The sequence below is a fragment of the Pseudorhodoplanes sp. genome, assembly GCF_046289595.1.
Classification (GTDB): domain Bacteria; phylum Pseudomonadota; class Alphaproteobacteria; order Rhizobiales; family Xanthobacteraceae; genus Pseudorhodoplanes.
Map to the genome: position 1 here is coordinate 1 of NZ_JBKBVB010000118.1, position 13560 is coordinate 13560.

The 13560-nt window shown below is 63.3% G+C and carries 9 protein-coding genes; 3 read left to right on the plus strand and 6 right to left on the minus strand.

Annotated elements, in window-relative coordinates:
* Positions 1 to 558: anhydro-N-acetylmuramic acid kinase (locus ACK41X_RS19210; protein WP_409726590.1), on the minus strand; the 558-nt coding region annotated here is incomplete at its 3' end.
* Positions 559 to 709: 151 nt separating this feature from the next.
* Between ACK41X_RS19210 and tyrS the strand changes: the two genes are divergently transcribed.
* Positions 710 to 1963: a tyrosine--tRNA ligase gene (tyrS, locus tag ACK41X_RS19215; protein ID WP_409726592.1), complete on the plus strand. Its 1254-nt coding sequence runs from the start codon at positions 710 to 712 to the stop codon at positions 1961 to 1963.
* Between the two features lie 9 nt (positions 1964 to 1972).
* Here tyrS and ACK41X_RS19220 read toward each other — a convergent pair whose 3' ends face one another.
* Positions 1973 to 5491: a DUF3971 domain-containing protein gene (locus ACK41X_RS19220; RefSeq protein WP_409726594.1), complete on the minus strand. Its 3519-nt coding sequence runs from the start codon at positions 5489 to 5491 to the stop codon at positions 1973 to 1975.
* A gap of 89 nt (positions 5492 to 5580) precedes the next feature.
* Here ACK41X_RS19220 and bcp point away from each other — a divergent pair, with 89 nt between their 5' ends.
* Together bcp and ACK41X_RS19230 are read left to right on the plus strand one after the other, a co-directional pair.
* A complete protein-coding gene (bcp, locus tag ACK41X_RS19225; protein ID WP_409726596.1) occupies positions 5581 to 6126 on the plus strand; it encodes a thioredoxin-dependent thiol peroxidase in 546 nt (181 codons plus the stop codon).
* Positions 6127 to 6225: 99 nt separating this feature from the next.
* A complete protein-coding gene (locus ACK41X_RS19230) occupies positions 6226 to 7671 on the plus strand; it encodes a peptidoglycan DD-metalloendopeptidase family protein (RefSeq protein ID WP_409726598.1) in 1446 nt (481 codons plus the stop codon).
* A gap of 80 nt (positions 7672 to 7751) precedes the next feature.
* Here ACK41X_RS19230 and ACK41X_RS19235 read toward each other — a convergent pair whose 3' ends face one another.
* From ACK41X_RS19235 to ACK41X_RS19250, 4 genes are all read right to left on the minus strand, one after another.
* Entirely contained in the window at positions 7752 to 8261 is a 510-nt protein-coding gene (locus ACK41X_RS19235) for a ferritin-like domain-containing protein (protein WP_409726600.1), read from the minus strand.
* Positions 8262 to 8868: 607 nt separating this feature from the next.
* Positions 8869 to 10000, minus strand: a protein-coding gene (prfB, locus tag ACK41X_RS19240) for a peptide chain release factor 2 (protein ID WP_409726602.1) whose coding sequence is annotated in 2 segments (ribosomal slippage) — positions 8869 to 9930 and positions 9932 to 10000 — 1131 coding nt in all. Because the reading frame shifts where the segments join, the coding sequence is not laid out codon by codon here.
* A 103-nt stretch (positions 10001 to 10103) separates the two neighbouring features.
* Positions 10104 to 12638, minus strand: a complete 2535-nt coding sequence (locus tag ACK41X_RS19245) for a penicillin-binding protein 1A (protein ID WP_409726604.1) — start codon at positions 12636 to 12638, stop codon at positions 10104 to 10106.
* Positions 12639 to 12806: 168 nt separating this feature from the next.
* Positions 12807 to 13560 (minus strand): N-acetylmuramoyl-L-alanine amidase (locus tag ACK41X_RS19250; RefSeq protein WP_409726606.1); only part of this gene is annotated, 754 nt, incomplete at its 5' end.

Below are 13560 nucleotides of genomic sequence, written 5' to 3' on the forward strand. Positions count from 1 at the left end.
GCCATTGATAAAGGTCACATTGGCGACCCCGCCGATGTTCAGCATCGCAATCGGGTGCGGCCGGTCGAGCATCGCGGCCAGCGCCCGGTGATAGACCGGCACCAGCGGCGCGCCCTGTCCGCCGGCGGCGACATCGGCGGCGCGCAGGTCGTAGACCACGCGGATCCCGGTTCCATCCGCCAGCACCTGCCCGTCTCCGATCTGCACAGTAAGACGTTGCTCCGGCCGGTGCAGCACGGTCTGGCCATGAAACCCGACGACGTCGACGGTCGCGGGATCGATGCCATTGGCGTCGAGAAAAACGCGGACCGCGCCGACATGCAGCGTCGTCACCATCCGCTCGGCGTCCGCCAGCACGCCCGGACGTGAATCGCGGTCGCTCAAGCCGCGCGCTTCCTCGACCGCCCGGCGCAGCAGCGCGACCTCATCCTCCCGATAGGGATGCAGCGCCGCCGGCCCGAACCTGGAGACCGTCTCGCCGTCCGTGTCGATCATGGCGACATCGATTCCGTCCATCGACGTACCACTCATCAGCCCGATCGCCCGGTAGGTCCGCAACCGCCCGCCCCTTGTTTCAATCCCCGGACGGACCTGATACACCACCCTCGCCTTTCTCTAAACGGTTATCCCGGCGAGAAGGGCGGGCGGAGCGGCCCGTCCTGGGGACGGCCCGATCCAGCCAACCGGGTGGGTATCTGCGGGCGGTTCGATGAGCCAGTTCAAGTCGGATTTCTTGCGCGTTCTATCGGAACGCGGTTTCATTCATCAGGTCTCGGAACCCGAGGCGCTCGACGCCTTGGCCGCGTCGAAACAGATCACGGCCTATATTGGTTACGACTGCACCGCGCCCTCGCTCCATGTCGGCCACCTGCTGCCGACCATGATGCTGTACTGGATGCAGCAGACCGGCCATCGCCCGATCGCACTGATGGGCGGCGGCACCACCCGCGTGGGCGACCCGTCCGGCAAGGACGAAAGCCGCAGAATCCTTACCGAGGAGACGATCAACGAAAATCTGCGCAGTATCCGCGCGACCTTTTCGAAATTCCTCAAGTTCGGCGACAAGCCCGGCGACGCCATCATGGCGAACAATGCCGACTGGCTGAATACGCTCAACTACATCGACTTCCTGCGTGACGTCGGCAGGCATTTCTCGATCAACCGGATGCTGTCTTTCGATTCGGTGAAGCTGCGGCTCGAGCGCCAGCAGGAGCTCTCCTTCCTCGAATTCAACTACATGATCCTGCAGGCCTATGACTTTGTGGAACTGCACAAGCGCTATGGTTGCGTGCTGCAGATGGGCGGCTCCGACCAATGGGGCAACATCGTCAACGGCATCGATCTCGGTCGCCGCCTGATGAATGCGCAGCTGTTCGCGGTGACCTCGCCGCTGATCACAACGTCGTCCGGCGCCAAGATGGGCAAGACCGCGGCCGGAGCGGTCTGGCTGAATGCCGACCTGGTGAGCCCGTACGACTACTGGCAATACTGGCGCAACACCGAAGACGGCGATGTCGAACGCTTCCTGAAGCTGTTCACGGTGCTGCCGCTCGATGAGATCGCCCGTCTCACCATGTTGCAGGGTCAGGAAATCAACGAGGCAAAGAAAGCGCTGGCCACCGAGGCAACCGCGCTGATGCATGGCCGCGAGGCCGCAGAACAGGCGGCGGAAACCGCGCGCCGCACCTTTGAGGAAGGCGCGCTCGCCGAACACCTGCCGACCGTTGAAATCGTCGCCGGCGATCTCGATAAGGGGCTTGGCGTGCTGAACGCCTTCGTTCAGGCCGGGCTCGTGGCCTCGACCAGCGAAGCCAGACGCCAGATCAAGGGCGGCGGATTGAAGGTCAACGACGAAACCGTGACGGACGAAAAGCTGTCGCTCGGCGCCGGCCATCTGACGCCGCAGGCGGTGATCAAGCTATCGCTTGGCCGCAAGAAGCATGTGCTCCTCAAGCCCGTCTGAGAAGCCGGCTCAACGGATCGTCTGCAGGCCCGGAGACGCCTCGATCGGCTCCAGAGGCCGTGCGGTGGGGAATTCGAAAATTTTGCGAAGGAAGCCCGGCATCAGCCCGGATGCCGGATTGACATTCAGCACCGGAGCACCGGGCGGGCCGACGACCTGATAGGTGAACCCGAACAAGCCCTCTTTCGGTCCGCCGAGAAAGGCGCCGACGAGCGGCAATTGGCCGATCGGATTGTTGATGCCATAGAGCGGCACGATGGTGCCGCGCATGCGGACGTCGTTCTTGGCGTAGTCGATCGTACCTTCGATGGTGGCGCCGATCACAGGCCCTTGAACGATGCCTTCCTTGATCAGCAGCCTGCCCGGCGTGCGGGTGAAATCGACGCGCATGCGGTTAAAATCGACGCCGCGCGTATCGTTCTGACCGCCGACCACCGCACTTAGTTTCGGCTCGCCGCGCACGGCGAAGTTCTGGACGCTGACAATGCCCTCCTGCGGAGCCTGATCCGGCGTCGGCACCTCCATTGCAACCGCCATTTGCCCGCCCTGAATGCGCGGGTAAGTGTCGGTGAAGCGCATTAGCGCACCGGCATCCTGGGTCTCGAAATGCAGCATGTTCTTCCGCTGCACGGAGGCCCGCATCTCTCCGGTGAGCGAGGCGTTCTGGCCGATCGCCGATTTCAGCGCAAAGCTGCGAATCTGCCCGCCGCGCCGCGCCATCCGCATCTCGACGCCGCGCAGCGCTTCGCCATTGTGACCGGCAATAACGCCAAGCCGCATGTCGACATCGAGGTCGATCGGGTTGTCCTTGGGCTTTTCGCTACTCTCGCCGCTCCCGAAGAACGCCTTGACGAAATTGCGACCGTCATACACGTCGCCACGCAGCGAGACTCTGAGCGCGTTATCGGGGCCGCGTTCGGCCTTGACGCTGATCTTGTCGCCATCGGACAGCGCGAAAACCGGAAAATGCGCGGAGATGAGTTCACTCTTGTCGTCAAGTTCGGCATTGCCCCGCACATTGACGCCCGCGCCGTCGATCACGATGTCGTCGAAACGCGTACCCTTGTCGTCGGTCAGGACCGTGAAGGTCGCGCGGTTTTGCCGGCCGGGCGGCTTGACCCATCCAGGCAGCAGATTCTCGATCTTGGCCGGAGTCAGATCGGCCTCGACCGACAGGCGGACATCCTTGTTGTCGGCGATCTTGCCGGAAATCCTGATCGGTACCGGCCCTGCCAGTGCAGAGCCGGTGGCGAATCCGAAACGGGCGCGCGCCGCATCGTCGAGAGTGGCGCGCACCTGAACGTCGGCCTCGGCGCTCTCCGCGGCCTTGCGATAGTCAAGCGAGGCCGCAACGCCGTTGATGCGGACATCGCCTTTGATCTGGTAACCGAGATTGTCGGCGCTGACTTTAAGAGCCTGGGCCTCGATCTTCTGCCCCATCACCATCCGATCGGCCGCGAAACCCGCGACATCGAGGGTAATCGCATATTGCGTCGCACCGGGCGGCGGATCCCGGGTGATCGGCAGATTGACCGTGACCTGCCCGCTGAGATTGCCGCGACTGTTTGACGAGTCCATCGGCACCGCAGCCTGACCACGCAACCGTTCGCTCGCCAGCAATTCGAGCGCGGCCGGAACCGGCCCATCGATCCGAAATTGCGCACGTGCGGGCGGCGCCTTCGGGTGCGTGTCGGGAACTTCGAAAACGCCATTGCTGACCGTCAGCCGGCGTCCGCCGCCGAGATCGACGAACCCGCGCCCGACCATCACCGTAACGCGGCGCCCCTTTATGGTGGTCTTGAGGTCCGCTTCCGTTATCGGCGGCATCCCGGCCACCGGGCGGATCGTGGCATTGCGCACCGTGATGTCCACGGAGAGACCATCATGGGGAATTGGCGGCCCATCCTCTCTCAGGTTGTCGATCGGAGAATTTGTGGCGATGTCGATCCGTTCGATGTCGCCGCTCTCGACATTCTCGACCACCCAATTGCGCACCTTTGTGGCAACGAAAACCGGCCAAACCTTTTTCATTACCGGCGCCGACATCGGTGTGACCGCAATCCCCGCGGCGAGGCGGGGTTCGGCGCCGAATTCAACACTGCCATTGAGAAATCCGGCTATGCCGGCCCCGGCAATGTCGCCCTGCAGAAGCTCGATACGCTGACGATCGAGATCGAGATGGGCGCGCAGCAGGATTTTGTTCAGGACAACCGGCTGCCGATCGTTGACGCCGTCGGCGAGCACGATCGAGCCGCCCGTTACGGTCACGCGCCACGGCTCGCGCGAAACCGCCGGCGCGTCGAAACGGCTGAGCAGCGTGAAGCGGTTTGACCCCGCAAGAAATTGGGACTGGACCAGCAGATTGCGCCGCGCCGCGTCCCAGTCGAGCGTGAACTCGCCGCGTTCGAGATGGAAATGCCCGCCGATATCGGCCGGATCGCCGATCAGCCCGCCCCCCGCGACGATCTTGCCCTCGACCAGGCGCGGCAGGGAATCGGGGCCGATTTCGGCACGGATCGCACCGGACAAGGGAATGTCCGCATGGAATTGCCCGCTGCCGATGCGCGTCGCCAGAAACAGATCCTTGGTTGAGACCCGGTTGAGATCCACACTCACCAGCCGGCGTTGGACCCCGATTTGTCGGACCGAGGCCGCGAGCGCCCAGGGGCGCGCCTCGTCATCTGAACTGAGCCGGATACTAACGCCCCGGCCTGGCCGGTTCACACTGAGATTAATCTGTTCGAACACCCAGTGCTTGTCGGTACGCAGGTCGTCGACCTTGAGCGTGCCGTTCTTCAGCCCGATCTCGCCAAGACCGTCGCCGTCCAAGCCTTCGTTGGAGATCCGGTCAAGCCAGGCAATCAGGCCGATGAATCGCTCGGCTCCGGTGGAGGCCAGCGACTGACCCGGCGCATCGCTCGTTTTCGTCGGAGCCGGGGCCGCCTTGACCACCGCTGGCGTCACCGCGAGCGGCCGCTTGTCGGCTCCGGTCGAGATGGAAATCTGTCCATCCTCCTCGATGCGGATCGACAGCTCCGCGCCCACAAGGCTCACCCGGTGCGCCTGAATATCTCCGCGCAGGAGGCTGGCACTTGATATCGCGACTTCAGCTTTGGGCGCGGTCGCAACGACTAAACCGTCGCTGTCGCGTACCTGCATATCGCGGATCAGCACTGCGGTCCGGCCGCTTTCGTCGCGCTCGATTTGCGTGCCTCCAATAGCGACCCGATGGGCGCGCCCGAGATTTTGTTCGATTGCCGAAGCAATCCAGGGAGACACGAAATCGATCTGAATCGGCCCAAGGGCAAGCCGCAGCCACAGCCCAGCGAACACGACAGCGACCAGCGCCACCGCCCCCGCGACCGGCAAGCCGATGCGCCGCACCAGCCGCTTGCGGAACTGACGCCGGACAAGCAGCCAGGCGCGCAGCGCGCGCGACTTCAAGTCGGTGCCACAGGTTTTGCGGTGGTCGCGAAGAGTCTCTTCGAGACCTTGCAGTCCCTGTAGGCGCAAATCCGGTTTGGTCATGCCGGGTCGGACGTCCCCTTGTCCGTATCGCCAGCGCCGCTAACGTCGCCAGACTGGTTGACCTGGTCGGGCCGAACAGGCCCGCACGGGTGCTCCCCCACCTTCGCCCCGGGGCGTGTGCTCACCGTGAGATTGAGCCGCGGAAAGCGTCGAAAGGAAGGCATATGGTAAAAGCACTGGTCGAAGGCGCAAAGGCCCCCGGCTTTACGCTCCCCGACGCCGCCGGCGTCCCGATCTCGCTCGCCGACTTCGCGGGAAGCAAACTTGTGATCTATTTCTATCCTCGAGCCGATACTCCCGGTTGCACGAGGGAGGCGGTGGATTTTTCCCGGCTCAAGAAGGATTTCGCCAAGGCCGGAACCGCGGTGCTCGGGGTGTCCGCCGACGCTGTGCCGGCGCTCGCCCGCTTCGCCAAAAAGCACGATCTCTCCGTCCCGCTGCTGTCGGACGAACATCATGCAATGCTCAGCGCTTACGGCGTATGGGGTGAAAAGAAATTGTATGGCCGCAGCTTCATGGGTGTGAAGCGGACGACCGTGCTGATCGACCGGGATGGACGGATTGCGAAGCTCTGGCAGAACGTCAAAGTGCCCGGTCATGCGGAAGAGGTCCTGGCCGCAGCGAAAATACTATAGAGGCTCTAACGGGCAATTATTTGCGGAAAATTAACCATAGCGGACTGAAATCGGCGCTGTACAGCGCCGGCCCGCCGACGGGACTGGCGGGGAGCGTCTATGTCCTACCGGTCGCATTCGCCACATCCCGAACAGGCTCAGCCAGCGGATTATTGGGCTTACGAGTACCCAAAAGACCGTAGCCACGGTGCCTATCCTCACCCCAGCCGCCAGCCCCAGGCGCACCCCTCGCACCTTAACGCGGCTCAGTCCCGCCCTTCCCAGGCGCGCCCGCCGCAACCGGGACCTAAGGCTGTACGGACTGCCACCTCAGACTACACACTGGTTCATGGCAGGCGTCAGGTGCGGCTCGGGCCGGTGGCCTTTTGGATCGTGGTCGGCAGTCTCGTCGTGATGGCTGGATGGTCGGTGCTGACCGGCACCTATTTCGCTTTTCACGACGATGTTCTGAAGCGCCTGCTCGCCCGTCAGGTTGAGATGCAATACGCTTACGAGGATCGGATTGCCGAGCTGCGCGCCCAGGTCGACCGAATCACCAGCCGCCAGTTGCTCGACCAGGAGCAGTTCGAGCAGAAGCTGGAAGCGCTGGTCCGCAAGCAGGCCATCCTCGAACAGCGCGCCGCGACGCTCAACTCCCTGCCCGATTTCACCACGACGGGCTCAATTCCGAGGGGCGCCCGCAGCGGCGACCCCGTGCGCGGAGCGGTACCCAAGCCATCACCGATCAACGACACAGTCATTTTCCAGGCTCCGCCCGACCGCGAAGCAAGACTTGAATCGCGCACCGCACCGACAGTCAACCTTCGCGCCGCAGCCAAAATGCGCAGCGGCGTGGACGGCACCCTGGCGCGCATGCAGGAATCGCTGGAGCGAATTGCCGCCAAACAGACCCAATCGCTGTCGTTGGTTGAAGAGCATTTCGAAGCGCGCGCGCGCCGTATGCGCAGCGTGCTTTCCGATCTCGGCATCAATCCGGGCAAGGCCGCACCGGTGCCTCCACCATCCGGCGCCGTCGGCGGGCCTTTCGTGCCTGCCAATATCGCCTCCGACGAGAAGAGCTTCGAGCGGCAACTTTACCGCCTCAACCTCGCACGCACCCAGGTCGACCGCTTGAACCGCACGCTACAGGATGTGCCGGTTCGCAAGCCGGTCAACGGCGAGATCGATATGTCTTCGGGATTCGGCATGCGCGTCGATCCATTCCTGCGCGCGCCCGCGATGCATACCGGCCTGGACATGCGCGGCGATACCGGCGATCCGGTGCGCGCCACGGCCAACGGGAAAGTCACAATGGCCGGCAACAATGGCGGCTACGGCAAGATGATCGAGATCGAACACAGAAACGGCCTGACCACGCGTTACGCGCACCTGTCCGCGATCGACGTGAAGGTCGGTCAAATGGTCAAGACCGGCCAGGTTATTGGCAAGATAGGCTCCACCGGACGCTCGACAGGACCGCATCTGCATTATGAGACCCGCGTCGATGGCGAAGCCGTGGATCCGCAGAAATATCTGCGCGCCGGAATCCGTCTCGGACTGCACTAAGCTTGGCTTTGCGCGGCTTTTGACAATCAACGGCATGGTCGGCCCATGGACGCCCTTGCGGCAGCCCATGGGCCTTGGCCTCACTCGGCGGCCTCCTTCATCCCACACGCGTTGATCGCCGTTTCAGCGAGCTTCGTCAGCGAGCGGTCGGTCATCTTTTCTTCGTCCAGCGATTGCTGAAGCAGCTTTACGACCTCAGACATGCCGAGCTGCTCGGCCCAGGCGATCAACGTACCGTATCTGGCGATCTCGTAATGCTCGACAGCCTGCGCACCGCCGATCAGGCCGGCGTCGAGCGCCACCGAATCCGCGAACTCCTCGATCATTTCCTCGCCTTCTTCGACAAGGCCCAGAATGGCTTGGCAGGTTTTGCCCTTGGGTTCCTGGCGGATGATCTTGAACACCTGTTGAAGCCGTTGAACCTGCCCTTCGGTTTCCTTGACGTGCTTTTCGAAGGCCGCCCGAAGTTCGTTCGATTTGACGGCCTTGGCCATCTTCGGTAGCGCCGAAAGTATCTTGCGCTCGGCGTAGTAAATATCCTTGAGCACTTCATGGAAGAGGTCTTCTAGCGTCTTGCTCTGTCCTGGCATGGCCCGATCTCCGGCAGTTTGATTGCGAAGGCGCACGGCAGGCGCCCGGTGCCGCATCAACCTTGAGCTGAATTGGATGTTCCGCGGAAGTTTCCGTACATGCAGAGCGAAAGCTGTTTCTGTCGTTGGCGCTCGCCGCGCCGTGCGCTGCCGCAATCGCGGCGTGTCCCCGACGGAACCGCGCTGAGTTCCCAACAATATTGAGAAGATGCGGTCCGTCTCCGACCGGTCGTCCACATTGCGACGTTTCGTGACTTGACTTCTGGTGCGGATGATTCACGCTTACTCGCGTTAACGCCACAAGCACGGAGGTTACAATGGAGCCACCGATGCAGGATGCCGCGATGATCGCCGGTGGGATCGTTCGGCCCGGGGTGTAGCGGCTAAAGACACGCGAACGGGTTGCCGGCGCGGGCCTCAGGGGCTGCATCAGTAGGGCAATGCCCCACCTTGGCCCGCCCCGGCGATGCTTGTGCCGCAATTCTGCTCTGGCGCAATTTGCGAAAAGTAATGCACAGCGCCGCGCTGTGCCACGCGGCGTATATGCGTCAATCGGTGCCGCACGAAATGGTTGGCGATCGGTGGCCGGCCCCCTCAGCCCGCGGTCTTACTCGACGTCTTCCACCTTCTCCGGTCCGCCGCCGAATGCCTTCTGCGCCAGCGCTGCAGCCATGAACTGATCGAGATCGCCGTCCAGCACGCCCGCGGTATCGGAGGTCGAGACGCCGGTGCGCAAATCCTTCACCATCTGATAGGGCTGCAATACATAAGAGCGGATCTGGTGGCCCCAGCCGATGTCGGTCTTGGCAGCCTGTTCTGCGGCGGCCTTTTCTTCGCGCTTCTTCAATTCCGCCTCATACAACTTGGCGCGCAGCATATCCCAGGCCTTGGCGCGGTTCTTGTGCTGCGAACGGTCGCTCTGACAGGCCACGACAGTATTGGTCGGAATGTGGGTCAGGCGGACCGCGGAATCGGTCTTGTTGACATGCTGGCCGCCGGCGCCCTGTGCGCGCATGGTATCCACCCGCACATCGGATTCCTTGATGTCGATGACAATCCGGTCGTCGACCACCGGGTAGACGCGCGCATTGGCGAACGAGGTGTGGCGGCGCGCATTGGAGTCGAACGGGGAAATGCGCACCAGCCGGTGCACGCCATTCTCCGATTTCAGCCAGCCATAGGCATTGTGACCGCTGATCTTGACCGTCGCCGACTTGATGCCGGCCTCCTCGCCGGGCGATTCTTCAAGATATTCGACCTTGTAACCGTGCTGCTCCGCCCAGCGCACGAACATGCGCAGCAGCATCTGCGCCCAGTCCTGGCTTTCGGTGCCGCCCGCGCCGGCATGCACTTCAAGGAAGGTATCGTTGGCGTCGGCCTCGCCCGCGAGCAGCGCTTCGAGTTCGCGACGCGAAACCTCGGTCTTGAGCTTGGCGAGCGCTTGCTCGGCTTCGGCGACGACAACCTGATCTTTCTCGGCTTCGCCAAGTTCGATCATGCCGATCTGGTCCTCCAGCTCGCGTTCGATCCGGCCGATCGCGCCAAGCTGGTCCTCAAGAGCATTGCGCTCCTGCATCACCTTGGAGGCGCGCTCGGGGTCGTTCCAGAGATTGGGATCTTCGGCGAGTTGGTTCAGTTCGGCCAGGCGAGCGTTCGAGGCATCGACGTCAAAGATGCCTCCTCAGCAGCCCGACGGACCGCTTGATGTCTTCGATGAGAGATTCGGTTTCAGCGCGCATGATGGGTGCCAGGAAATGTCAGAGCGGATTTAGCCAGTGACCGGCTGATGTGCAACCGGTGACTGGCCTTTCTGCGCAACGAGAGGTCGGCGCAATGCCGCGCTCAATGCAAGCCGCCCAGCCCCGGCCGGAACAGCCGCTCGAGCGGATTGATGAAGGTGGGCTGCTGGGGCTGCGCCTGTGGCGGCGGCGGCCCGCCCGCGGGTTCGAACGAGCGACCTTCCGAATCCGAGAAGCCGACGACCGAATACGAGTCCGGCGGCGCGGTGCCAGGCTTGAAGGCCTCCAGGATCACCCGTTCTGAACCCGGGCCGGCCCGCATGCCGCTCTTCGGATCGATCCGGATCAGCTTGATGCCGGCCGGCACGCGGAACGGAATCGCCGGCTTGTCGGCAAGCGCCGCCTTCATGAAATCGCGCACGACCGGCGCCACGAGCTGACCGCCGGTCGAGCCGCGGCCCATCGGCTTCGGCCGGTCGAAACCGATATAGACGCCGACCGCCAGATCCGGCGAGAAGCCGACAAACCAGGCGTCCTTTTCCTCGTTGGTGGTGCCGGTCTTGCCGGCGATCGGCTTGCCGACTTCGCGCAACACCGTTGCCGTACCGCGCTGTACGACGCCTTCCATCATCGAGGTGATCTGATAAGCAGTCATCGGGTCGATGACCTGCTCGCGGCGATCGATCAGAACCGGTTCGGGCTGGTTCGCCCAGCGGTCGGCCTCGCAGCCGCGGCATTCACGCTGGTCGTGCTTGTAGATCGTGTGGCCATAGCGATCCTGTATGCGGTCGATCAGGGTCGGCTTGATGCGGCGTCCGCCATTGGCAAACATCGAATAGGCCGCGGTCATGCGCAGCGTCGTGGTTTCTCCGGCTCCCAGTGCGAAGGACAGGTAAGGCGGCAGGTCGTCGTAGACGCCGAAACGTTTGGCATATTCGGCGATCAGCGGCATGCCGACGTCCTGCGCCAGGCGCACCGTCATCACATTGCGGGAATATTCGATACCAAAGCGCAGGGTCTGCGGGCCATAGAACTTGCCGGCCGAATAGTTCTGCGGCGTCCAGACGCCCGCGCCCGGCCCCTGATTGATCGAGATCGGGGAATCCATCACCACGGTCGACGGCGTATAGCCGTTGTCGAGCGCGGCGGCATAGACGAAGGGCTTGAACGAGGAGCCGGGCTGCCGCAGCGCCTGCGTCGCGCGGTTGAACTGGCTTTGGTCGAATGAGAAGCCGCCGACCATGGCCAGTACGCGGCCGGTCCAAGGATCCATCACGGTGATGGCGCCGCTGACTTCAGGCACCTGGCGCAGGCGATATTGGACCTCCTGCCCATCCTTATCCTTGTCCTTGGCCTCCAGCGGCTCGACATAGATCACGTCGCCCGGTTCGAGCACCTGGTTGACCTTGGCAGGCACGCGGCCGCGCTGCGCGCCGGATGCGGGCTTGGCCCATTTCACACCGTCCAGCGGGACGATGCCGACCCGGCGCTCGCGCACCACCGCCCCGCCCGGCTCGCGCGGCGGCTGAAAGCCGATGCGCGCGGACTGGTCGGAGGTCTCCAGCACCACCGCCATGCGCCAGCCGATATCCGACAGCGCCTTGACCTCGGCAAGCTTCACGCCCCAGTCTCCGGTGATATCGATCTTCTGCACCGGCCCGCGATAACCCTGCCGTTCATCATAGCGGATCAGGCCGTCGACCAGCGCCTTGCGGGCGAGCTGCTGCAGCTTGGGGTCCAGCGTGGTCCGCACCGACAGCCCGCCTTCATAGAGCTTCTTCTCGCCGTAGCGATCATAGATTTCGCGGCGCACTTCCTCGGCGAAATATTCGGCAGCGAAGATATGCGAGCCGGTCGGTCGAGCAGTCACGGCCAGCGGCGACTTCTTCGCAGCCTCCCCGTCTTCGGCCTTGATGTATCCGTTCTCGACCATCCGATCGATCACGTAATTGCGCCGCTCGGTGGCGCGCTCGCGCTGGCGGAAAGGATGCAGCGTGGACGGCGCCTTCGGCAGGGCGGCGAGGTAGGCAGCCTCGGCGACGGTCAGTTCGTGAACCGACTTGTCGAAATATAACAGCGAGGCCGCGGCAATGCCGTAGGCCGAGAAGCCGAGATAGATTTCGTTGAGATAGAGTTCGAGAATCTTGTCCTTGGTATAGGCGCGCTCGATCTTCATCGCGAGCAGCGCCTCCTTGATCTTGCGGTCGAGCGACACCTCATTGGTCAGCAGGAAGTTCTTCGCCACCTGCTGGGTGATGGTGGAGGCGCCCTGCGGACGGCGGCCGGTGCCGTAATTCTGCACGAACACGATGCCGGCGCGCATCATGCCAACAAAATCGAGGCCGCCATGCTCGTAGAAATTCTTGTCCTCGGCGGACAGAAAGGCATGGATCACCCGTTTCGGCACCGCCTGGATCGGCAGATAGAGCCGCCGCTCGCGCGCATACTCAGCCACCAGCGACCCGTCGCTGGCATGCACCCGGGTCATGACCGGCGGTTCGTAATCCTGCAGCTGGGAATAATCCGGCAGATCCTTGGAGAAATGCCACATCATTCCCGCCACCCCCGCGACCCCGACCAGGAACAGGATGGTTCCGGCGGCGAACAGGAAGCCGAAAAACCGAAGCATCAGTCTCATGATGGGTCAACCATTGGCGCAAATCGGGGCGAACTGGGGCGGCACAGGCCGCCGGCGGCGCACGTAATACCGCAAAACACCATACCGGAAATTTTGCTGATTTTACAGCACCCCACCCGGCCTTGGTCGCCGTTTTTCATGTCGAAACTGAGGCTTTTCGCTGCCCGCCTAGCGTCGGCCGGCCGCGGCCTCCGCCCCTGCGATCCGGGTTCGAAAAAAATGGTCCACAGCCTTGACCATGGTCTGTGCCGCCCGTCCCCGCCAAGCCTCCGACGTCAATAATTTCAGATCCTGCCGGTTGGTCATGTAGCCGAGCTCGATCAGCACCGAGGGTACGTCCGGCGCCTTGAGCACGACGAAACCCGCCGATTTCAGCGGCTTCTTGTGCAGCCGCACGCTGCTCTTCATCTCACCGACCAGGAGCCGCGCAAAGGCATGTGAAAATGTCTTGGTCTCGCGATGGGCAAGATCGAGCAGGATATCGGCGACGTCGTCCGGCTCCTGGGCGAGATCGATGCCGGCGATGATGTCGGAGCGGTTCTCGGCCTCGGCGAGCTTGGCGGCCTCGGCATCGGAGGCAGTGTCGGACAGCGTGTAGATCGTCGCGCCCTGCACGTCGCCTTCCGACTTCGGCAGCGCATCGGCATGCACGGAGATGAACAAGTCGGCCTGGCGCTGGCGCGCGAATCGGACCCGCTCGTTGAGCGGGATGAAGGTGTCGTCGGTCCGCGTCAGCGCCACGCGGTAGCGCCCGGTCTTTTCCAGCTGATCGCGCAGCGTCAGCGAGAAATCCAGCACCACGTTCTTTTCCATGATCTCGCCGCCACCGGCCTTGGTGCCGGTATCGGGACCGCCATGGCCGGGATCGATCACGATCAGAGGGCGCGGATCGCCCGCGCGCAAGTCCTGCGGACGGGTCGCG